19 protein-coding genes and 1 pseudogene are annotated in these 22,309 nt (G+C 65.5%); 12 read left to right on the top strand and 8 right to left on the bottom strand.

All coding sequences use genetic code 11. The annotated features are described in order from the left end of the window. The first annotated feature begins 1 nt into the window (after position 1). Both ACM6JT_RS26910 and ACM6JT_RS26905 read left to right on the top strand, forming a co-directional pair. Positions 2–199, top strand: coding sequence for a hypothetical protein (locus ACM6JT_RS26910; protein WP_414857635.1), 198 nt, complete (start codon positions 2–4; stop codon positions 197–199). Continuing rightward, complete coding sequence (locus ACM6JT_RS26905; protein ID WP_414857634.1) at positions 180–1,418, top strand: MFS transporter; 1,239 nt, start codon at positions 180–182, stop codon at positions 1,416–1,418. The genes ACM6JT_RS26910 and ACM6JT_RS26905 overlap by 20 nt, the downstream gene beginning before the upstream one ends. Before the next feature lie 46 nt (positions 1,419–1,464). On the opposite strand, the gene ACM6JT_RS26900 is transcribed toward ACM6JT_RS26905, so the two are convergent. Both ACM6JT_RS26900 and ACM6JT_RS26895 read right to left on the bottom strand, forming a co-directional pair. Beyond that, entirely contained in the window at positions 1,465–2,022 is a 558-nt protein-coding gene (locus tag ACM6JT_RS26900) for a hypothetical protein (RefSeq protein ID WP_414857633.1), read from the bottom strand. A 206-nt stretch (positions 2,023–2,228) separates the two neighbouring features. Beyond that, on the bottom strand, positions 2,229–2,594 hold the full coding sequence (locus ACM6JT_RS26895) for a hypothetical protein (RefSeq protein WP_034181339.1): 366 nt from the start codon (positions 2,592–2,594) through the stop codon (positions 2,229–2,231). Positions 2,595–2,929: 335 nt separating this feature from the next. On the opposite strand from ACM6JT_RS26895, the gene ACM6JT_RS26890 reads away from it, so the two are divergent. The 3 genes from ACM6JT_RS26890 to ACM6JT_RS26880 all read left to right on the top strand — a co-directional run bounded on the left by ACM6JT_RS26890 (position 2,930) and on the right by ACM6JT_RS26880 (position 6,386). Beyond that, entirely contained in the window at positions 2,930–4,366 is a 1,437-nt protein-coding gene (locus ACM6JT_RS26890; protein WP_414857632.1) for an aldehyde dehydrogenase family protein, read from the top strand. Positions 4,367–4,488: 122 nt separating this feature from the next. Then, positions 4,489–5,679, top strand: coding sequence for an NAD(P)H-dependent flavin oxidoreductase (locus ACM6JT_RS26885; RefSeq protein WP_131947581.1), 1,191 nt, complete (start codon positions 4,489–4,491; stop codon positions 5,677–5,679). 65 nt (positions 5,680–5,744) lie between these two features. After that, entirely contained in the window at positions 5,745–6,386 is a 642-nt protein-coding gene (locus tag ACM6JT_RS26880; protein ID WP_034181342.1) for an OmpW/AlkL family protein, read from the top strand. A gap of 86 nt (positions 6,387–6,472) precedes the next feature. On the opposite strand, the gene ACM6JT_RS26875 is transcribed toward ACM6JT_RS26880, so the two are convergent. Beyond that, positions 6,473–6,676: a DUF1289 domain-containing protein gene (locus ACM6JT_RS26875; protein ID WP_006493160.1), complete on the bottom strand. Its 204-nt coding sequence runs from the start codon at positions 6,674–6,676 to the stop codon at positions 6,473–6,475. 516 nt (positions 6,677–7,192) lie between these two features. Between ACM6JT_RS26875 and ACM6JT_RS26870 the strand changes: the two genes are divergently transcribed. The 4 genes from ACM6JT_RS26870 (at position 7,193) to ACM6JT_RS26855 (ending at position 11,275) form a co-directional block, all read left to right on the top strand. Further along, positions 7,193–8,287: a polyamine ABC transporter substrate-binding protein gene (locus tag ACM6JT_RS26870; RefSeq protein ID WP_047900781.1), complete on the top strand. Its 1,095-nt coding sequence runs from the start codon at positions 7,193–7,195 to the stop codon at positions 8,285–8,287. Positions 8,288–8,373: 86 nt separating this feature from the next. Further along, positions 8,374–9,534: an ABC transporter ATP-binding protein gene (locus ACM6JT_RS26865; protein WP_034181344.1), complete on the top strand. Its 1,161-nt coding sequence runs from the start codon at positions 8,374–8,376 to the stop codon at positions 9,532–9,534. Beyond that, positions 9,531–10,457 (top strand): ABC transporter permease subunit, encoded by a 927-nt coding sequence (locus ACM6JT_RS26860; RefSeq protein ID WP_034181345.1) that lies wholly within the window; start codon positions 9,531–9,533, stop codon positions 10,455–10,457. Before ACM6JT_RS26865 ends, ACM6JT_RS26860 begins: the two co-directional genes overlap by 4 nt. After that, positions 10,454–11,275, top strand: a complete 822-nt coding sequence (locus ACM6JT_RS26855; RefSeq protein ID WP_414857631.1) for an ABC transporter permease subunit — start codon at positions 10,454–10,456, stop codon at positions 11,273–11,275. The genes ACM6JT_RS26860 and ACM6JT_RS26855 overlap by 4 nt, the downstream gene beginning before the upstream one ends. Positions 11,276–11,380: 105 nt before the next feature. On the opposite strand, the gene ACM6JT_RS26850 is transcribed toward ACM6JT_RS26855, so the two are convergent. Both ACM6JT_RS26850 and ACM6JT_RS26845 read right to left on the bottom strand, forming a co-directional pair. Beyond that, positions 11,381–12,994: a DUF3472 domain-containing protein gene (locus ACM6JT_RS26850; RefSeq protein ID WP_414857630.1), complete on the bottom strand. Its 1,614-nt coding sequence runs from the start codon at positions 12,992–12,994 to the stop codon at positions 11,381–11,383. 151 nt (positions 12,995–13,145) lie between these two features. Further along, a pseudogene (locus ACM6JT_RS26845) lies at positions 13,146–13,439 on the bottom strand (TSUP family transporter); the annotation flags it as partial. Positions 13,440–13,630: 191 nt separating this feature from the next. Between ACM6JT_RS26845 and ACM6JT_RS26840 the strand changes: the two are divergent. From ACM6JT_RS26840 to ACM6JT_RS26830, 3 genes are read left to right on the top strand one after another with little or no spacing between them, the layout of a single operon-like run. Beyond that, complete coding sequence (locus ACM6JT_RS26840) at positions 13,631–13,882, top strand: PAAR domain-containing protein (protein WP_034181072.1); 252 nt, start codon at positions 13,631–13,633, stop codon at positions 13,880–13,882. A 19-nt stretch (positions 13,883–13,901) separates the two neighbouring features. Further along, positions 13,902–17,756 carry a type VI secretion system Vgr family protein gene (locus ACM6JT_RS26835; protein WP_414857629.1) on the top strand — a complete coding sequence of 1,285 codons (3,855 nt, stop codon included), beginning with the start codon at positions 13,902–13,904 and terminating at the stop codon, positions 17,754–17,756. Position 17,757: 1 nt separating this feature from the next. Next, entirely contained in the window at positions 17,758–18,588 is an 831-nt protein-coding gene (locus tag ACM6JT_RS26830; RefSeq protein WP_414857628.1) for a hypothetical protein, read from the top strand. A 267-nt stretch (positions 18,589–18,855) separates the two neighbouring features. Here the strand turns inward: ACM6JT_RS26830 and ACM6JT_RS26825 are convergent, their stop codons facing one another. Genes ACM6JT_RS26825 through ACM6JT_RS26815 form a run of 3 tightly spaced genes read right to left on the bottom strand, consistent with a single transcriptional unit; the run spans position 18,856 to position 22,266 of the window. Beyond that, a complete protein-coding gene (locus tag ACM6JT_RS26825; protein ID WP_034181348.1) occupies positions 18,856–19,662 on the bottom strand; it encodes a sulfite exporter TauE/SafE family protein in 807 nt (268 codons plus the stop codon). A gap of 18 nt (positions 19,663–19,680) precedes the next feature. After that, positions 19,681–21,351: a TIGR01244 family sulfur transferase gene (locus ACM6JT_RS26820; RefSeq protein WP_414857627.1), complete on the bottom strand. Its 1,671-nt coding sequence runs from the start codon at positions 21,349–21,351 to the stop codon at positions 19,681–19,683. Positions 21,352–21,381: 30 nt separating this feature from the next. Further along, positions 21,382–22,266 (bottom strand): MBL fold metallo-hydrolase, encoded by an 885-nt coding sequence (locus ACM6JT_RS26815; RefSeq protein ID WP_034181350.1) that lies wholly within the window; start codon positions 22,264–22,266, stop codon positions 21,382–21,384. Positions 22,267–22,309 lie beyond the last annotated feature (43 nt).

Here is a 22,309-nt window from a genome sequence, read left to right as displayed (position 1 = left end):
CATGAAACACATTCCGGCCTGTGTCGAACGAGGCGCGGCAGGCGCGTTCGCGTTGCTGCGTTACGAGGAACGGCTGCGCATCGGCGCGCGGCTGCCCGTGCCCGATGCGCTGCGTCACGCGATGCCGGCGTCCATTCGTGCTGACGCACGACGCTTGCCTTCTTTCATCGGAACACCTTATGTCGACGACTTCCGCTGACTCCGTGCCCACGCCGGCCGATGCCGGCGTATCTTTCCTGCCGCTGCTGTTCGTGAATTTCGCGATGGTGGCCGGCACCTACGCATTCGTCACGATCGCCGGGCCGATGGCGCGGCGCATGCATCTCGAGCCGATACATGTCGGCGCGATCATCGGCATCGTCGGGCTCGTGTGGATGATCGCCGCGCCGCGCTGGGGGCGCGCGGCGGACACCCGCGGGCGGCTGCCGGCGATGCGCGCGGCGATCGGCGGCTTCGTCGCGAGTTCGCTGCTGCTGGCCGGCTACGTCGGCTGGGCGCTGCGCGACGGCGGCAGCGCCGTGCCGCCGGTATGGGCGGGCTTTGTCGCGCTGCTCGTTACGCGCGCGGCGATGGGCGGCTGCTATGCGGGGCTGCCAGTCGCGGCCATGGCGTGGATCGCGGACCGGACCCTGGCCACGGGGCGCGCGGCCGCGATCGCACGATTCGGCGCGGCGGGCGCGATCGGAATGGTGCTCGCGCCGCCGCTCGCGGGCTGGCTGGCCGGGATCGACATGACGCTCGCGCTCGCCGTTTTCGCGCTGCTGCCGCTCGCCGGACTGGCGGGGCTGCGACGGCTGCGCGACGACGGCGCGCATGCGGCGCGGCAGGCGCCGCCCCGGCTGAAGCCGACCGATCCGCGCCTGCGCCTGCCGTGGTGCAGCGCGTTCGCGCTGTACAGCGCGGTGATGATCGCGAACAGCGTGCTCGGCTTTTACGCGATCGACCGGCTGCACGTGCGGACGGGCGACGCGTCGATGGTGGTCGGCTACGCGCTCGGCAGCGCCGGCATCGGGCTGATCGCGACGCAGTCGCTGGTCGGCCGCCTGCGTGCGGTCGCGCCGCTCCAGTGCCTGCGCTGGGGCGCGCTGGCGGGGGGCGCGGGGTTCGTGTCGGCGCTGGCCGCGGAGGCCGCGTACCCGCTGCTGCTGTGCGCGAGCTACTTCGTGGCGGCGTGCGGGTTGGGCGCCGCGTTTCCCGCAGTCGCGGCGCTCGCGAGCACGCGCGTCGAAGCACACGAGCAGGCTGCGTGCGCGGGCGCGATGTCGATGGCGCAAGGGCTCAGCATGGTCGTCGCGCCGCTGGCCGGTACGATGCTGTACGAACTGCATCCGGCGGCGCCGTTCGCGTCGATCGGCGTGGTGCTCGCGGTCGTGTTCGTCGCGGCATGCGGCGACGGGGCACGCGCGCCGGCGGCGTGACGGTTTTCGTGAGTGCTGCGCGGATCGGTTGCCGGTTATTTGACTGTTATTCGACTGGCGCAACGACCAGCGGACAAGTGCCGACCTGCCGCAGCCGCGTGCCGGTCCATTCGTAGAAGAACCGGGCCGCCTTCGCGTTGTCGTCGCCGCAATCGTCGTTGAAGCAGCCCGCGACGATCAGCAGCCTGCTGCCGGCGCGGAAATCGACGCGTTCGTCGTCGTTGCCCATCACGCCCGCGATGGCCTGCACACCGGGCATCGTGTACGTCTTGCCCGTGTACTTGTCGGCGATCGCGAAATTCCGGCAATCCGTTCCGCAACCCCAGGTCGCGACGCGATAGTGGCCGGCAAAATTGGCTGGTTGCGTGAATGCGTCGCGAATGACGGTGCGGTACAGGCGCGCTTCCCTGGTGGTCAGCCTGGGCGACGCCGCCGGCTTGCGCGGTGCGCTTGCGGCGGGTGCCGGATAGCGGTCGAACGACGGCGACGGGCATGCCGCGGCAGCCGTTGCCGCGGGCGCGGGCGACGCATGGGCAGTTCCGGAACCGGCAATCAGCGCGGCCGATACGCCGGCGATCAGCAGAAATCGATAGGCGAGCGCCACGCGAGCATCCTTCGGGTTCGAGGTGGGATTGGGCCGGGTGGTCCGAACGACAGGCGACGACGATTCCATGACGCTTCGCGTGTGTCCGCGCAGGGGGCGGTGCTGGCGTACCTACGCTGTCAGTCAGGCCGTTACTTCCGCATCGACGAAAAGACCGTCGCGCAGAGCGGTGCCGCGGCCCGCACGCGTGCGGCTCGAAACGCAGCTCAATCGGCCAGCCGCTTGTCCGCGAGCGCCTTGCAGCAATCGTCGTACACCCATTGCACGAGTTTTGCCCGATAGTCGAGATCGTCGGTATCGACGATTTCCTCGACCGCGTCGCGTGCCCACGGCGCGTCCACGAACCCGGCGTGCCGCTTCGCGATGTCCTGCGCGAGCGCCGCGAGCTTGGCGATCGCGAGCCAGTCGGCCTGACGGTGATGGCGATCGAGCCAGCGGTGCGCGGCCTGGACCTGGAACGTGGCGTCCGGCCACGATTCGTTGAGGTAAAACGCGCCGAGATTGCCGCAGGTGAGCCAGCAAAGCAGCTCCAGGCGGTCTTGCGAGCCGAGGGTATGGGATGCGTCGGACATGGCAGCGCTCACGAAATGCGTCGATTCCGGGCGGCGCCGGTCGCAATGGGCCGGTGCCGATAATAAAAACATAGCACGATGCGGGCCCGGCCGCGCACCCGGGCGGATGCGGACATGACGGCGGTATCGCGGACGTCGGGCCGGCGTTCACGCCGACGGCGCAGCGAGGGTGCGGCAGAGGCCGGAGTCCTTTCGAACGGCTGTCAATCGTCACACCAGTCGACCGCAACGCTCGCTAGAATGTCGGCTTTCCCGCGAAGCATGGGGCTGGAGTACCTGCTCCAGCCGCCATAAGCGCTAAAGCGCCAACTCTGCCCGACAGGAGACGGAACACGATGAAAATCTACGACCAGTTCTATATCGACGGCGCATGGCGCAAACCGGCCGGAACGGGCACGATCGACGTGATCGACTCGGGCACCGAGGTCGTGATCGGCCGGATTCCGGAGGGCATCGCCTCCGACGCGCAGGACGCGATCCGCGCGGCGCGCGCGGCCTTCGACGCGTGGGCGGCCACGCCGGCCGCGACGCGCGCGGGCTATCTGCGCAAGATCGTCGAGCGTCTGCAGGCGCGCAGCGAGGAACTCGCGCAGTCGATCACCGGCGAAGTCGGGATGCCGATCAAGCTGTCGCGCGCGATCCAGGTCGGCGGCCCGATCTACAACTGGAAGGCGTATGCGAAGCTCGCCGAGTCGTTCGAATTCGAGGCACAGGTCGGCAACTCGCTCGTGGTGCGCGAGCCGGTCGGCGTGGTCGCGGCGATCACGCCGTGGAACTACCCGCTCAACCAGGTCACGCTGAAGGTCGCGCCGGCGCTCGCGGCCGGTTGCACGGTGGTCCTGAAGCCGTCCGAAGTCGCGCCGCTCAACGCATTCATGCTCGCCGAAGCGATTCACGAAGCCGGCCTGCCGGCCGGCGTGTTCAACCTCGTGTGCGGCTACGGCCCGGTCGTCGGCGAGGTGTTGGCTACCGACCCGGACGTCGACATGGTGTCGTTCACGGGCTCGACGCGCGCCGGCAAGCGCGTGGCCGAGCTGGCGGCCGCAGGCGTCAAGCGCGTCGCGCTCGAACTGGGCGGCAAGTCGGCGTCGGTGATCCTCGACGATGCCGATTTCGCGACGGCGGTGAAAGGCACGGTCAACGCGTGCTACCTGAACGCGGGGCAGACCTGCTCGGCGCACACGCGGATGCTGGTGCCGGAAGCGCGCTACGAAGAGGCGCGCGAGATTGCGAAGGCCGTGGCCGAAACATACGTGGCGGGCGATCCGCGGCAGGACGCGACGCGCCTCGGTGCGCTCGCGTCGGCCGTGCAGCAGCAGCGGGTGCAGGCGTACATCCAGCGCGGGATCGATGAAGGCGCGGAACTCGTGACGGGCGGCACGGGCCTGCCGGAAGGGCTCGCGAAAGGTTTCTTCGTGAAGCCGACCGTGTTCGGCCGTGTCGACCCGAAATCGACGATCGCGCAGGAAGAGATCTTCGGGCCGGTGCTGTCGATCATCACGTATCGCGACGAAGACGAAGCCGTGCGGATCGCGAACGATTCGCCGTACGGGCTCGGCGGCGCGGTATGGGCCGGTAGCGACGAACGTGCGATGGGCATCGCGCGGCGCATCCGCACGGGGCAGGTCGACATCAACGGCGGCACGTGGAACGGCGCCGCGCCGTTCGGCGGCTACAAGCAGTCGGGGCACGGCCGCGAGAACGGCGTGTACGGGCTCGAAGAGTATCTCGAGTACAAGTCGATGCAGTTGAAGCCAGCGAAGCCGGCCTGAGCGTTTCGCACTGCATGAACCGGAAACGGCACGCTCGCGTGCTGTTTTTTATTGACGGCCGTCAAGGTGCGCTGCAGTGAATCGCCGATCATCGCGGTTCCGATGTTCCGACGAGGTATCCGATGACCGTACGCACTTCCTTTCCGCCGCTGACGATACGCGGCCGTACCTTGCTGCCTGTCGTGCAGGGTGGCATGGGCGTCGGCATCTCCGCGCACCGGCTGGCGGGCAGCGTCGCGCGCGAAGGCGCGGTCGGCACGATCGCGAGCATCGACCTGCGCCACCATCATGCGGACCTGCTCGCGCGTTGCCGTGCGCAGCCCGATCGCGCGACGCTAGAGGCCGCGAACCTCGACGCACTGGCGCGCGAGATCCGTCTCGCGAAGACCTACGGCGAAGGGCGCGGGATGATTGCGGTCAACGTGATGAAGGCGGTGAGCGCGCATGCGGACTACGTGCGAGTCGCGTGCGACGAGGGCGCCGATGCGATCGTGATGGGCGCGGGCCTGCCGCTCGACCTGCCCGATCTCACGCAAGGACACGACATCGCGCTGATCCCGATCCTGTCGGACAGCCGCGGGATCGCGCTCGTGCTGAAGAAGTGGATGAAGAAGGGGCGCCTGCCCGATGCGATCGTGATCGAGCATCCGGCGCACGCGGGCGGCCACCTCGGCGTCACGCAGATCGACGACATGCACGACGCGCGCTTCGATTTCGCGCGCGTGCTCGACGAGACCGCGCAGGTGATGGCGTCGCTCGGCCTCGCGCGCGACACGATCCCGCTGATCGTTGCGGGCGGGATCAATAGTCACGACATGGTGCGTGAGGCGCTCGCGGCCGGTGCGAACGGCGTGCAGGTCGGGACGCCGTTCGCGGTGACGGAAGAGGGTGACGCGCATCCGGACTTCAAGCGCGTGCTCGCCGATGCGACGCCCGACGACATCGTCGAATTCGTCAGCGTGACGGGGCTGCCCGCGCGCGCGGTGAAGACGCCATGGCTCGATCGTTACCTGCGCAACGAGACGCGCATCCGCAACAAGCTAGGCGCATTCAAGCAGCGCTGTCCGACCGCGCTCGAATGCCTGAGCGTATGCGGCTTGCGCGACGGCATCGAGAAGTTCGGCCATTTCTGCATCGACACGCGGCTGGCGGCCGCGCTGCGCGGCGACGTCGCGAACGGGCTGTTCTTCCGCGGCCGCGAAGCGCTGCCGTTCGGCCGCGCGATCCGCAGCGTGCGCGATTTGCTCGACCTGCTGCTGACGGGTCGTGCGACCGAGCCTGCGGCAAACCGCCCCACGTTTACGCTGGCTTGACGAATATCAAGATAAGGAAAAGACCCTACGGGGAGAATGGAAACCATTCTTTGGGGGTCCGTACCATGCATAAAACGATTCGAACTTTTGTCACCGCTGCCGCCGTCGCGGCAAGCTTCGTCGCGATGCCGTCGGTGTCGCACGCGGCGTCGCCGGGCGACGGCATCAACCAGGGTGACGTCCTGGTCCGGCTGCGCGCGATCAGCATCCAGCCGAACGAGCGCGCGAGCGACACGCTCGGCGCGCTCAACGTCGGCGTGAACAACGCGATCGTGCCCGAGCTCGACTTCACGTACATGATCCGCGACTACCTCGGTGTCGAGCTGATCCTCGGCACGTCGCGGCACCAGGTGACGTCGAGCCTCGGCAACCTCGGCGGCGTGGGCGTGCTGCCGCCGACGCTGCTGCTGCAGTATCACTTCAACCATGCCGGCAAGGTGCGTCCGTACGTCGGCGCCGGGTTGAACTACACGTACTTCTACAACAACGGGCTCAACGTCGGCGGGGAAGGCGTGTCGATCAACAAGAGCAGCTTCGGGCCGGCGCTGCAGTTCGGCGTCGACGTGCAGTTGACGAAGAAGGTGTTCATGAACGTCGACGTGAAGAAGATCTGGATGAGCACCGATGCGACGCTCGGCGACAAGGGCATCGGCACGCTGCACATCGATCCGTTGATCGTCGGCGTGGGCGTCGGGATGAAGTTCTAGACGCGGCGGGAAAAGAACAGAGTTAGAACAGAGTTGGGGTTCGCGGCATGGCGGTCGTCATGCCGCTTTTTTTATGCGCGATGGATTTACAGCTTGTCGTACTGGAAGCGCATCGCAGTGCCTTCGCGCGTGATGCGCTCCCACACCGCGCGCTTTTCGTCGTCGCTCAGGAACACCCAGTTCGACACTTCGGCGGCCGTGCGGCCGCAGCCCTTGCAGACTTCGTCGAAGAGGGTCGAGCACACGCCGATGCAGGGGCTGTCGGGCAGGTCGTGGAGATTGGAGGCCATCGGAGGGTTCGCGCAGTTGAATCGTCAACCGCCATTTTAATGCATCGTGGCCGATCGGCCCGGCGGGTGCGGCCGGCATGCGGTACCGGCGCATCGTCGTAACGTGCGGCTGGCCGCTCCGGCGCAGCCGCACGGCAACGCCTGGCCCACGGGGCGGCCAGCCACGCGTCGGTGCGCGAAGCGCGCCGCGATTTCACCGGTGAAACGCCGGCGTGCCCGGCCGTCGGGCGCGCGACCCGAGCAGCCGGCGAACACGGTTGCGCTGCTGCCCGTTTTTCCCGGTGGACAGCCGCGGATTACCCGATAGAATTCCCCTCGGAATGCCCGACCGCACGGGCGGCCTGACTGGTCGGCGGCGGTAATCTGTTCCGTTTGCGCGACACCGGCATGATTTTTTTGTGACGGAGCGCGAATGGTGGTAGTTTTCGGGGTTTTCGAGGGGCGGAGCACCAGAATGCGCCGCCGTGACGAGGCAGACGGCAGCCGGACAAACGGTTCGGCCGGAGGGAGAACGGGATGAAAGCAAAAGTAGTTGGCCGGTTCGCAGCGCTCGCGCTGTGCGTGGGTGCATCGGCGGCAGCGGCGAAGGATACGCAGCTCAATGTCTATAACTGGTCGGACTACATTGCGAAGGACACGATCCCGAACTTCGAGAAGCAGGCGGGCGTCAAGGTCCGCTACGACAACTACGACAGCGACGACACGCTGCAGGCGAAGCTGCTGACGGGCAGCTCGGGCTACGACATCGTCGTGCCGACCAGCAACTACGCGGGCAAGCAGATCGCCGCCGGCATCTTCGCGCCGCTCGACAAGTCGAAGCTGCCGAACCTCAAGTACCTCGATCCGCAACTGATGGCGCTCGTCGCGGGCGCGGATCCGGGCAACAAGTACTCGGTGCCCTGGGCGTACGGCACGACCGGTCTCGCGTACAACCTGACCAAGGCGCAGCAGGCGCTCGGCAAGGTGCCGCTCGACAACTGGGACATCCTGTTCAAGCCGGAAAACATCTCGAAGCTGAAGACCTGCGGCGTGTCGGTGCTCGACGCGCCCGACCAGATGTTCGCGGCGACGCTGCACTACATCGGCAAGGATCCGATGAGCACGAACCCGGCCGACTACAAGGCCGCGATGGAAGTGCTGAAGAAGATCCGCCCGTACATCACGCAATTCAACTCGTCGGGCTACATCAACGATCTGGTCGGCGGCGACATCTGCTTCGCGTTCGGCTGGTCGGGCGACGTCGTGATCGCGAAGCATCGCGCGATCGAGGCGAAGAAGCCGTACAAGGTCGAGTACTACATTCCGAAGGGCGGCGCGCCGGTGTGGTTCGACGTGATGGCGATCCCGAAGGACGCGAAGAACAAGGATGCCGCGCTGCAGTGGATCAACTACATCGAGGATCCGAAGGTGCACGCGGCGATCACGAACGCGGTGTACTACCCGAGCGCCAATGCCGAGGCACGCAAGTACGTGCGGCCCGACGTCGCGAACGATCCGGCCGTCTACCCGCCGGCCGACGTCGTGAAGACGCTGTTCCTGCTCAAGCCGCTGCCGCCTGAAATCCAGCGCCTGCAGACGCGTCTGTGGACCGAGCTGAAGTCGGGCCGCTGACGCGAGCCGGCGTTCCCCAGCAGTCATGAAGCCCCTGGTGCCCCCGGGGGCTTTGTTCGTTAAACGCAGGAGAGAAGCAGCACATCATGAATAGCCAGTCGGGTGCGCCGGTCGCGGGCGCACCGTCCTCCGTTTCCTCCTCCGGCGCCAATGCGCGCGCCGAGAACTTTGTCCAGATCGTCGACGTCGTGAAGAAATTCGGCGACACCGAAGCCGTGCGCAGCGTCAACCTGACCGTGCGACAGGGCGAGCTGTTCGCGCTGCTCGGCAGCTCGGGCTGCGGCAAGTCGACGTTGCTGCGGATGCTCGCGGGCCTCGAGACGGTCACGTCGGGCAAGATCCTGATCGACGGCGAGGACCTCGCGCAGATGCCGCCGTACAAGCGGCCCGTGAACATGATGTTCCAGTCGTATGCGCTGTTCCCGCACATGTCGGTCGAGTCGAACGTCGCGTTCGGCCTGAAGCAGGAAGGCGTGCCGAAGGCCGAGCTGAAGGAGCGCGTGCATGCGGCGCTCGAACTCGTGCAGATGAGCAAGTACGCGAAGCGCAAGCCGCATCAGCTCTCCGGCGGCCAGCAGCAGCGCGTCGCGCTCGCGCGTTCGCTGGTCAAGCGCCCGAAGCTGCTGCTGCTCGACGAGCCGATGTCCGCGCTCGACAAGCAGATCCGCCAGCGCACGCAGATCGAGCTCGTCAACATCCTGAACAAGGTCGGCGTCACCTGCATCATGGTCACGCACGACCAGGAAGAAGCGATGACGATGGCGAACCGCCTCGCGGTGATGAGCGAAGGGCAGATCGTACAGATCGGCTCGCCGAACGAGGTCTACGAATATCCGAACAGCCGCTTCTCGGCCGAGTTCATCGGCTCGACGAACCTGTTCGACGGCGTGACCGTCGAGGACGAACCCGACCACGTGTACATCGAATCGCCGGAGCTGCCGAGCCGGCTGTACGTGAGCCACGGGATCTCGGGCCCGCTCGGGATGCCGGTCACGGTATCGGTGCGCCCCGAGCGGATCGCGCTCACGCGCAAGCCGCCCGAAGGCGCGTTCAACTGGGCGCGCGGCAGGATCAGCAACGTCGCGTACATGGGCGGTTATTCGCTGTATCACGTGAAGCTCGACGCGGGCAAGACGGTGATCGCGAACGTGTCGAGCCTCGCGATTTCGGAGCTCGACACGCCGTCGCTCGGCGACGAGATCTACGTGCGCTGGAGCGCGACCGCAGGCGTGGTGCTGACGTCATGAGCGCGTTCAAGTCCCTGCTCGAGTGGCCGGTGCGGCGCTTCAACCTGACGGGCGCCTCGGCGGTCGTCGCCGGGCCGTTCACGTGGCTCGTGCTGTTCTTCCTCGTGCCGTTCGTGCTGGTCGTCAAGATCAGCTTCGCGGAGCTGCAGCTCGGCATCCCACCGTACACCGAGCTCGCGTCGTACGCGGACGGCGTCGTGCACGTCGCGCTGAACCTGTCGCACTACGCGTTCCTGTTCACCGACAGCCTGTATTTCGCGACCTACGTGAACTCGGTGTGGGTGGCCGCGGTCACGACGCTGCTGTGTCTGCTGATCGGCTATCCGATGGCGTACTACATCGCGCGCTCGAACCCGGCGACCCGCAACCTGCTGATGATGGGCGTGATGCTGCCGTTCTGGACGTCGTTCCTGATCCGCGTGTATGCATGGATCGGCATCCTGAAGAACAACGGGCTGCTGAACAACTTCCTGATGTGGATCGGCCTGACCCATACGCCGATCGAGCTGTACCGCACGAACTACGCGGTGTACATCGGGATGGTGTATTCGTACCTGCCGTTCCTCGTGATGCCGCTCTACGCGCACCTCGTGAAGATGGACCTGCGCCTGCTCGAAGCCGCATACGATCTCGGCGCAAAACCGTGGAAGGCGTTCGTGCAGATCACGCTGCCGCTGTCGAAGAACGGGATCATCGCGGGCTGCCTGCTGGTGTTCATCCCGGCGGTCGGCGAGTACGTGATTCCGGAACTGCTCGGCGGCGCGAACACGCTGATGATCGGTCGCGTGATGTGGAATGAGTTCTTCAACAACGCAGACTGGCCGATGGCGTCGGCGGTGACCTGCGCGATGGTGCTGCTGCTGCTCGTGCCGATGGCGATGTTCCAGCACTTCCAGGCGAAGGAGCAGGGGGGCCGCCGATGAAGCCGAATCGTTACCTGCAGTTCGCGGCGCTGTTTGCCGGCTTCGCGTTCCTGTACATCCCGATCATCAGCCTGATCGTCTATTCGTTCAACGAGTCGAAGCTCGTCACCGTATGGTCGGGCTTTTCGTTCCGCTGGTACTCGGCGCTCGTCGAGGACGACGAACTGCTGACGGCCGCGTGGCTGTCGCTGAAGATCGGCGTGCTGACCGCGTTCGCGTCGGTGTTCATCGGCACGTGGGCCGGCTTCGTGCTCGCGCGGATGGGGCGCTTTCGCGGCTTCGCGCTGTTCAGCGGGATGATCAACGCGCCGCTCGTGATTCCCGAGGTGATCCAGGGGATCTCGCTGCTGCTGCTGTTCATCGAGCTCGCGAAGTGGATCGGCTGGCCGGCCGAGCGCGGCATCTTCACGATCTGGCTCGGCCACGTGATGCTGTGCATCTCGTATGTCGCGATCATCGTGCAGTCGCGTGTGCGCGAGCTGAATCCGTCGCTGGAAGAAGCCGCGCTCGATCTCGGCGCGACGCCGTTGAAGGTGTTCTTCACGATCACGCTGCCGCTGATCTCGCAGGCGCTGATCGCGGGCTGGCTGCTGTCGTTCACGCTGTCGATCGACGACCTCGTGCTGTCGGCGTTTCTGTCGGGCCCCGGCTCGACGACGCTGCCGCTCGTCGTGTTCTCGCGCGTGCGCCTCGGGCTGAATCCGGAGATGAACGCGCTCGCGACGCTGTTCATCGTCGCGGTGACGGCCGGCGTCGTGATCGCGAACTTCGTGATGCTGCGGCAAGAGCACAAGCGGATGGCGGGGTTCGCGACCTGACGCGCAGGTTGCTTCCGCAACGAAAAACGCCCGGTGCCGACGACGAGTCGGGCCGGGCGTTTTGTTTGGGCGGCCTGCGTGCCGCTCAGCGCAGGTCGTCGCCGGTCAGTACGCGAAGCTCTTGCCGGGCGTCGTCCAGACCGCAGTGGCGGCCGAGCACGGTTGGAGGCTCAGCGTGCCGCCGGCGGCGGGCGCGAGGCAGCGGCCCGTCGGCTGCGACACGAGCTGTGCCGAACCGGGCGCCGTGCCGGCCTTGACGAGCCATTGCTGATCGGCCTCGCCGGCGACGCAGGTGCGCAGCAGCGTGCCGTTGCCCGCGCTCGGTGCCTGCGCGGTGAGGCAGTAGCTGTACTTGGTCTGCAGCGTGCCGTCGCCCGCGGCGACCCACAATTGCGGATTGAAGTGCGTGCCGCCGGAGGCGCGCACCGACGCGAGCGTCGGGCAGGCGCCGAGCACCGCGGCATTGCCGTCGCGCAGGCCGCCCGATGCGGTCAGGCAAGCGCCATTCGCCTTGACGAGGCCTGCGGCCGACTGCTGCGGGCCGCCGATCAGCGTCGCGACGCCGTTCGATTCGGATGCATTGGCGTAGGCGGTGGGACACGTCTTGTTGACCGTGACCGACGGGACAGGCACCGTCACCGGATTGCCGAGCCCATCGTAAGCAGCCACGCTGAATTGCGCGTTCGTATATGCAACCGACGCGCAGCTCGTGCGACTCGAATTCCAGTCGAAGTACTCGACCCACTGGCTGATCGACGAGACTGGAACCTGCGTTTGCGTCGTGCCGACGTAGATGCTGCCGATGTCGAAGCTGTCGCCGGTCGCACCGCCCGTCACGTCGGTCACGTTGCTCTTGAACCAGCCGGGCCCCTGGCTCGTGTCCGGCGTGATGCGGAAGCGGTACGTGTGGCCGGCCTGCCACTCGTAGCGGTAGCGGCACTGTGCGCCGGCGCTGCCGTCCGTTGCCGAGCCGCTGACCGTGCAGAAGCTGCCGGCGCCGATGCCGGCGCTCGCGGGTGTGCCGGGTTTCGCGGCGGTGGCGTCCCACAGGCTGAACAGGAATTGCTTGCCCGTGCCTTCGCTGGCAGACACCAGTTCGGTCGACTGCAAACCCGTGTAGCCGTGCAGCGAGTTGACCTGGTTCGACCAGAACACGTTGGAGTTCGGGCCCGGGTCGGTCCGCGGCGTGATGAACAGGTCGAGGATCGCGACGCTGCGCACCGTCGACGGAAACCACGTGTTGCTGTAAAGCCCCGGCGTCGCGCCGAGGAAGCCGTTGAGCGTCGGTGCGGTGCTGGCCGACAGTGTCGCGAGGCCAGGCGCCGTGCTGGCCGCGATGCTGAAACCGCGCGCGCCCGGTGGCGGCAGGGACGCGACGGGCGGTACGCCGAGCGTGAAGGTGAACGTGCATGCGCCGCCTGCCGGCACCGTCGCGCCGGTCAGCGCGAGCTGCGCGGTGCCGTCGCTGGCCAGCGTACCGCCGCACGCGCTCGTGAAACCGTTCGCGGTGAAACCGGCGGGCATGCCGATGGAGAGGCCGGCGGCAGCCGGTTCGGTGCCGGTGTTGGCGAGTTTCAGCGTCGCCTTGTCGGTGCCGCCGACGGACGGCGACAGGCTGGCGAGCGTCAATGTCGCCGTGTAGGCGGGCGCGGCGAGCGCAGTGAGCGGAGCGAGCATCAGCGCAGCGATTGCCGCGCGGCTGACGGACGGGACGAGCATGGCCGGACTCCTGAATAGTTATTCGTTTTCGACGCGCGACGGACGGGCGCGCGGCGGCGAGTCTAGCATGCGGTCCTGACAAATTCGCGACGGATGGGGCGCGTCGCGAGCCGGGCGCGGGATCGGTTCCGCACCCGGATGCTGAGCCGGCTTATGCGCCGAACACCGCCTTCGCCAGCATTCCGAGCGCGACGCACACGAGCACGGCCGCGAAGCCGGCCTGCACGTGTCGCGCGGCAAGGTGCCGCGATGCACCGCGGCCGGCGGCCATGCCGAGCGCGGTCGCGACGGTGAACCACAGCGTCACGTCGAGCGGCGCGCGCGTGCCCGATACGAGCGTCGCGAACACGCCGCCGGCGCCGACCAGCGCGATCACCATCAGCGACGTCGCGACGATGCCGTGCATCGACACGTTCGTGAACTTGCGCAGCATCGGCACGATCACGATTCGAGAGTGGATCGGGTATTCATGCGAATACGAAAAATCCTAATTTCTTTAATTAATTCGTATAAAGCTGAATTTATTACTGGATATGTTGATTGCATTTATCGAGAGATGGAAATAGTCATCTCAATAATTGCGCGGTGCTTCGGCGCGAGGTAAAAGGACGGTTTCATTCCTCGCACGGGGCATCGATGAAAAACGCACAAGGCCGCGAAATGGTTCGCCTCGGAGACGCCACCGATCATGGTGGTGTCGTTACCGAAGCCGCCGATGATCTCAAGCATCTCGGCATCGGCGTCGCATTGGACGGCCACGGCGTGACATGCCCGAAATGCGGCGGCATCTTTCCGCTGCTGGCGAGCGGCCCGCGCACACATCATGGTCGTCTGGTCGCGTATCGCGGCGACAAGACCGGCTGCGGCGCCACGATCGTCGGTGCTTGAGCAGAGAGGACCAGCAACCATGTCGACTCTGCCCCAAGCACGCACCCTGTCGATCTCCGGCGCAGCCTTGCCGACCTATGGAATGAATGCGCTCCCGATATTCGTTCCGGTGCGGTTGCAGGGCACCGAAACGATTGGCCGCATCGACGAATGCCGTTATCTCGTTACGCTGCGCACCGACGATGCCTATGCATTCTCCCCGAGCATCACGTCCAATCTCGATCTGGATAAAGTGGTCGGTACCGAGGTCACCGTTTCGATCCGGTTCGAAGGCAAAGGGCAATTCATACCGGGCCTTGCAGGCAGTGCCGGACTCGGCAATATCGGCGCAGGAACGCGCGAGATCACGGGGCTGGTCGTGGCGGCACGGATTGTCGGGCAGGACCGCGATTCGATTCTGTACGAGTTGGAATTGCGCCCATGGCTCTATCGAACGACGCTGACGCAGGACAGCCGACTCTTTCAGGAGATGACCGTCGTCGAAATCACCGACGCCGTGCTGTCGAAATATCCGTACACGGTTGAAAAGCGTCTCGCGGGCATATTTCGAGGAATCTATCCAAAGCGCGACATGCAGCGTCAGGCGTTCGAATCGGACTGGGCGTTTCTGCAGCGACTGTGGGAGGAATGGGGCATTTGGTGGTGGTTCGAACACGACGGCGGCCATCATCGCCTGGTCTTGTGCGACACGATGGGTGGCCACCAGCCGCACGGTGCGGCCTACGAGACGCTGCGCTACCTGCCACCCGACAGCAAGCGCATTGACGAAGAACACATTCATGCGCTGTCGGTGACGAGTCGGCTCACGGCCGGCTGTGTCACCGTGACGGACTACGACTACACGCGTCCGCGCGCGAAGCTGGCTGCCACCGAAGAGAATCCGCGCGGAACTGCCAGCGCGGACGGTGAGATTTACGCCTGGGGCGACTACAGCCAACCGCTGGCGGGTGCACAAGGTCTTGCAGGCCAGCCGAACGATGCGGATCGGGAAGCACGCCATTTTGCGCGCGTGCAACTCGAGGCACAGCGCTGTGCGGGGCTGCGCGCCCATGGCGCGGGCAACCTGCGCGGGCTGACGGTCGGGCGCACGTTCACCCTGACAGGCTACCCGCAGCAGGCCGCGAACCGCGAATATGTCGTCGTGTCATGTGCGCTCGACATCGAGGAAATCGGCAATCGTGCAGGCAGCGCGCAAACGTACCGCGTCGATACGCAGTTCGAACTGCTGCCGGCAAACGAGCTGTTCCGGCTCAAGCGCAGTGTCGACAAACCATTGTTGAGCGGTCCGGAAAAAGCCGTCGTCGTGGGGCCGGCCGGACAAGAGGTCTGGACGGACCAATACGGCCGCGTGAAGGTGCAGTTCGAGTGGGATCGTGAAGGCAAGCACGACGAGCATTCCGGAATCTGGCTGCGCGTGTTGTCGCCGTGGCAGGGCATGGACATGGGTGCGACATTCATTCCGCGCATCGGTCATGAAGTGGCTGTGTCGCACTACCACGGCGATCCGGATTTGCCGGTGATTGTCGGCAGTGCCGTGAACGCGTTCCGACAACCGGCACTGCACGTGCCGGACAACCAGGCGGTATCGGTGATCCGCGGCCGGGAATTCCACGGCACCGCATCCGGCCATCTGGCGATCGACGATACGCAGGGGCAAATCCAGACGCAGATTGCGAGCGATGCGGGCGCCTCTCAACTCAGTCTCGGGAATATCCGGCGCATCGTGAAGAAGAAGGGGCGGGCGGATGCGCGCGGCACGGGTTTCGACCTGCGCACGGATTATTGGGGTGTCGTGCGAGCGTTGAGGGGCCTGTTCGTCACGACAGACGGCCAGACGGGCGGCCCAGGCCACGCGAAGGACGCGCGTGAGGCAATCGGCCGGCTGACGCGGGCGCGAGAACTGCAAGATAGTCTGTCCGCGCTGGCACAACGGCATGAGACGCAGCAGCATGATGCAGACCAGAGCGACGTGGCGCGAGCGATCAAGGCCCGTAACGACGCGATCAAAGGGAATCCATCGGGCGATCCGGATGACTTCCCGGAACTGACGGAAGCCGACATGGTGCTGGCAGGATCGGCGGGAATCAGTTTAGCGGCCGAGCGCAACGTTCATATCGCGAGCAACGAGGATGTCGCGGTGACGAGCGGTCGGCATGTTGGCCTGGCGGTCGGCCGGTCGCTGTTCGCGAGCGTGGCGAATGCGTTCTCGCTGTTCGTGCACAAGGCGGGAATAAAGCTGATTGCCGCCGCTGGCAAGGTGCGTATCGAAGCGCAGACCGATGGCATCGACGTGACGGCCAAACATTCGGTCACCATCACAAGTACCACCGACAGCATTCATCTGCACGCGGCGAAGGAAATCGTGCTGCACGCCGGCAGTACTGAGGTGCGTATCGGTGAACAGGGCTACGTGGTTCGCACGGCCGGCGAACATACGGTCTATGCGGGCAGCCACCAGACCGATGCTCCTCAGATTCGGCCGATGCGCCTGCCGGTCACGCCGGACAATCCGGGGCTGTTCGCTGCACACTTTGTGTTGATGGAACACGACAGCGGCTTCGCGCTACCGCAGCAGCCATACCGCATCACGCTCGACAATGGGCGCGTGATCGAGGGGGTAAGTAACGAGCATGGTGAAACGTCGCTGATTACCGACCATGACGTTGCGTTCGGGGCCGTCGAGTTACTGGCCGCAAGCGATCCGGACAAGGTGATTGCGGTCAATCATGCGGCGATCGTGCGCGACAACACGACGCCCTACACCGCTACCGCGCCGAACGCCGACAAGCGGACCGCGAAAATCAGGGGCAAGACGGCGAGCACGCCGGAACAGGGGGCGACGTCCGAGAATCAACCGCCAACGTTTGCGACATGCGATCCGCTCAACTTCGGGCTGCGCTTCCATCACTTCATCGACGGGGCCAAACAGAGCGATGTGACAGAGAATCGGCCGCGCAACGATGTCGTGTATCCGGTGACGAAGGCCTATACGTCGGCGATCAAGGATGCGCTCAAGGGCATTCCGTGGAGTCGGTCCAAAATGGTAGGCGGTGAAATATCGAACGACTTGAAAGACAGGATTATCGATACGATTGGTGAAATATTGAGAGTGGCGCTAGCCTCTGGGCCATTTGGCCTACCCGAAGGCACTGTTAATGACGCGATGCAATCAAACGGAGCGATGCCGATCATTGACATTGTCAGCGCGCAACAAGGGCAAGTTCGTTACAACATGCGCCCGGATGTTAGTGCATCATTTGTTCAGAAAAACTGGGCCATTGCCATTCAGGAGAAAGAGGTCGAAAAAATTATTGCGACTGCGGATGATGCGGCGGCGTTGGATGGTCGAATGAAATCATTCGCTGACATGCTTTACCATGAGGCACGACACTGCCAGCAGGCATTTTGGATGATGGCGCTGCTCCAACAACATTCCGCGGATTATGAAATATTTACGCAGATGTTCGGTGTGTATAAGGCATATACGAAAAAAGGTGCCTGTGATGCAGCCAAAAAAATCAACATCCCCAATGACAACCTCGTTACTACAGGGCTGCATCGGATGCTGATGTTTCACTACTACTGGATGATCTCGTACATGCAGGACCAAGCGGGTGGAGCCTATGTGAAGCCCGATGTTCCAATTGCGCAAGCCGAAGTGTGCAAATTGTTGAGCGTGCCGCCTGAGACGGCAGCAAAGATGGTGCGTTTCGAGGAAGGCTACCGGAGTCAATTGCATGAAGAAGATGCGTATGCGTGTGCAGAGGTGGTGCAGGCCTATTGGGACCGTCCTGATCGCGCTCTCGTGTTCAACCCCGGCACATGCACAGCAGACTATGCCGCTGCCCTCAAAGCCGTTGACGCAAGGAGTTGACATGACGAGCCAAGCTGACGAACAGCGTGCGATGGTCCGCAGCATCCTGAAAACGGCAATGGCGATCCTGCGCGACGACAAACCATTTGATCCTGAAGGCACAGTCTTCGGGCGGGTGTACGCGGCAAAACCGCATCCCCCCGCCGAAGGAAGACTTTACCGTTATGCCAATCCTGTGTTACCTAAAGCGAGAATTGAATTTTCCACTGGCGATGATCCCGAAGATTATAGTGCTGACCGTTCGAAGGTGATGATCGTCCCGGCAGGAGTAAGAATTCTCCTTGACCCAATGATCGCTGGCCTGCCCGATACGGAAATCAAATCTCTTCTTCAATTGGAGGATTATTGGGTGGATCATCAAGGTGAAAAAAATTATGGGAATGAAATGATGGGGCGCACACCTGATTCCCCTAATGCTCAGACGTTTCGCTACCGAGCAAAAGATATCCCCGGTAGTAAATTTCCCGTCGACGTAGAACTATTTTATGCAAATCCCCTGGATGGCTCGTTTCCACAGATGCTGGGCGAAATCACGATAAGTCGTGACTACAAGATTTTGACACCCGAGGAACGCGAGCAGCGTCGCCTTGAACAACAGCAGGTGAAGCGGCAGAAGTACGGCGAAATGAACCTGTGCACCGGGATGATTTGTCCAGAAACCGGTATTTGGGAAGGATGGTCGGATAACGGGCCGACCGACGCGTTGCTTGTTCACGCTGGTAGAAAGTTTCCCGAGGTGCGAACCATTCACTTTCGCGAACAATGGTATTCCCCTCATGCTCCGGGGCGATGGATGTGGCTAAAGGACGATTCGGGGTGGAGACGGGGCTGACCGACATCCCACTCGCTTCTCGTAGAGACAGACACAGTTGGAGGTGGCGGAGGACTCTCCGGGGGGTATCGTGGCAAAAGCGCCACGGAAGCTGAAACCGCCCGCCCCACTTTTCTTTCGCCGAAATTCGATTTCCGGCTGAAAATTCCAGGGTTGATTTGTTGATTTGGCCGTTGAAAATCCGACGGACCTTTTGGTATCTGCGCGAGACGGACTTCTGATATGAGTGAGAGGGGGCGCCGGTAACCCGGCGTCCGTCTCCATCGTTCACGCGCCGAACACCGCCTTCGCCAGCATTCCGAGCGCAACGCACACGAGCACGGCCGCGAAGCCGGCCTGCACGTGTCGCGCGGCAAGGTGCCGCGATGCACCGCGGCCGGCGGCCATGCCGAGCGCGGTCGCGACGGTGAACCACAGCGTCACGTCGAGCGGCGCGCGCGTGCCCGACACGAGCGTCGCGAACACGCCGCCGGCGCCGACCAGCGCGATCACCATCAGCGACGTCGCGACGATGCCGTGCATCGACACGTTCGTGAACTTGCGCAGCATCGGCACGATCACGAAGCCGCCGCCGACGCCGAGCAGCCCCGTCATCAGGCCCGTCATCGCGCCGGTCGACGCGAGCGCGAAGCCGACCGGCCAGGACCACACGAGACGGCCCGTATCGGGATTCACGCGGCCGACGCACAGCGGCGACGCGTCCGCGTCGACGGGTGCGTGTCGCAGCGCCTGCCGCAGCAGGCGGCCGGCGACGATCAGCATCGTCAGCGCGAACAGCGCGAGCAGCAGGCGCTGCGGCAGCACGTGCGCGAGCCGCACGCCGAGCGTGGTCAGCGGCACGCCGGCCACGGCCATCAGCAGCGCGGCGCGATAGCGCACGAGCCCGCGGCGGAAGCCTTCGAGCGCGCCGAGCGCGGCACTGCCGGCCACCGCGACGAGCGCGACGGGCGTGGCCTGCTGCATCGGCCAGCTCATGCCGACGACGAGCGCGGGCACCGCGAGAATGCCGCCGCCGGCGCCGGTCAGGCCGAGCACGGCGCCGACGAAGCCGCCGAGTACGAGGGAAATCAGCATGACGTCATCGGGCTCCGGTCAACGTGCGATCGCGGGCTTCGCGAGCCATTCGCGGCCCTTGAGCATCGCCTTCCAGTAGAGCGGCGGCAGCACGCGTTCCTTGAGCAGCCATGCGAGCCGCGACGGGCGCTTGCCGTCGATCAGCCATGCGGGGAAGGTCGGCGCGACCTTGCCGCCGTACAGGAATTCGGCGAGCACGATCTTGCCGCGCTCGACGGTGAGCGGGCACGAGCCGTAGCCGTCGTACGCGGCGTCGCCGTGCGCGCGGCCGAGCGATGCGAGCAGGTTGTGCGCGACGACGGGCGCCTGCTTGCGGGCGGCCGCGGCCGTCTTCGCATTGGTCGTGTTGGTGGCGTCGCCGAGCGCGTAGATGTCCGGAAAGTGCTTGTGCCGCAGCGTCGCCGGATCGACGTCGATCCAGCCGGCCGCGTCGGCGAGCGGGCTCGAACGCACGAAGTCGGGCGCCTTCTGCGGCGGCACGACGTGGATCATGTCGAACGAACGCACGACGGTTTCCTTGCCGCCGTCCGGAAGCGCACGCGCGAACGTCGCGCGGCGCGCGGGCCCGTCGATCGCGACGAGGTTATGGCCGAACGACAGCGCGATGTCATAGCTTTTCACGTACTCCATCAGCGCGGGCACGTAGTCGGCCACGCCGAACAGCGCGCAGCCCGCATTCAGGAACTCGACGTTCGCGACCTCGAGGCGCCCCGCGCGCCGCCAGTGGTCGCACGACAGGTACATCGCCTTCTGCGGCGCGCCCGCGCACTTGATCGGCATCGGCGGCTGCGTGAAGAGTGCGTTGCCGCCGCGGAACGTACGGACGAGCTCCCACGTGTACGGCGCGAGATCGTAGCGGTAGTTCGACGTGACGCCGTTGCGGCCGAGCGTGTCGGCGAGGCCTTCGATCGCGTGCCAGTCGAGCTTGAGCCCCGGGCACACGACGAGCTTGCGGTAGCCGATGCGCCGGCAGCCGTCGAGCACGACCGTGTGCGTGTCGGGCTCGAAGCCGGCGACGGCAGCCTGGATCCGGTGCACGCCGCGCGGCAGCAAGTCGGTCATCTGGCGCGCGGTGGTCTCGGGCTGGAACACGCCCGCGCCGACCATCGTCCAGCCCGGCTGGTAGTAGTGGACGTCGGCCGGATCGATCACTGCGATGTCGAGCGACGCGTCGCGCGCGAGCAGGCTCGATGCGACCGCGATGCCGGCCGCGCCCGCGCCGACGATCACGATGTCGTGCCGCGCGTCGACAGTCGGCGCCGCCTGGCGGCCGCCTTGCATGACGCGCGACGCGAGCGCGCGCAGGTCGTAACCGGCCGCATCGGCCGTCGCGACGATGTCGTCCAGCGGGCGCAGGCCCGCTTGCGACAGCGCCCACAGCGTGGCCGAGCGCATGCCGCTGCGGCAGTATGCGAGCACCGGGCCGTCGAGCGACGCGACGAGCGCGCCGAACTGCGCGGCCTGGTCGTCGGTCACCTTGCCCGTATCGACCGGCAGGTAATGCACGTCGATGCCGAGCGGCGCGGCGGCCGCGCGGATTTCGGTGACGGTCGGCTGGTCGGGGCCTTCGCCGTCGGGCCGGTTGCAGACGATCGCGCGGATGCCCGCCGCGTGCAGCGCGGGCAGGTCGGCCGCCGCGATCTGCGGCGAGACCGACAGCGCGTCGGTCAGCTTGCGGATGGTGGTCATGTCGGGGTTCTCGGTTGGGGGCGGCGGCGCTCAGATCGCGTCGAGCGGGATCTTCAGGTAGCGCACGCCATTGTTTTCGGGCTCCGGCAGGTGGCCGGCGCGCATGTTGACCTGCACGGACGGCAGCATCAGCACCGGCATGTCGAGCGTCGCATCGCGCGCGGTGCGCATCGCGACGAAATCGTCCTCGGTCACGCCGTCCTTCACGTGCACGTTCGCGCGGCGCTGCTCGGCGACGGTCGTCACGAACTGCACGTCGCGGCCGCCCGGCTGGTAGTCGTGGCACAGGTACAGGCGCGTGTCGGGCGGCAGCGCGAGCACGCGGGAGATCGAGCGGTACAGCGTGCGCGCGTCGCCGCCGGGGAAGTCGCAGCGGGCCGTGCCGTAGTCGGGCATGAACAGCGTGTCGCCGACGAACGCCGCGCGCTGCGTCGCGTCGTCGACGCAGTAGGTCATGCACGCGGGCGTGTGGCCCGGCGTGTGCAGCGCGCGGATCGTCAGCGTGCCGAGCGCGAGCGTGTCGCCGTCGTCGACGAGCCGGTCGAACTGGCGGCCGTCTTCCGCGAAGCCGGGGCCTGCATTGAACAGCGTGCCGAAGACGTGCTGCACGCGGCGCACGTGCGAACCGATCGCGATCCGGCCGCCGACCCGTGCCTTCAGGTACGGCGCGGCCGACAGGTGGTCGGCATGCACGTGCGTCTCCAGCAGCCAGTGCACGGTCGCGCCGAGTTCGGCGACGCGGGCGATCAGCCGGTCGGCGCTGGCGGTACGCGTGCGGCCGGATTTCGGGTCGTAGTCGAGCACGCTGTCGATCAGCGCGCACGCGCGGCTCGCCGTATCGAGCAGGAGATAGCTGACGGTGTGGGTCGCCGGGTCGAAAAAGCCTTCGACCGACAGCGTGGGGGCGTTGCTCACGGGGTGTCCTCGATCGGGTTCTGCATTTGCAATCGGGATCTCT

Origin of the sequence: Burkholderia sp. IT-111MI5 (genome assembly GCF_949752865.1) — a bacterium.
Taxonomy (GTDB): Bacteria; Pseudomonadota; Gammaproteobacteria; order Burkholderiales; family Burkholderiaceae; genus Burkholderia; species Burkholderia pyrrocinia_C.
This window is presented reverse-complemented; position numbering and strand designations above follow the sequence as displayed.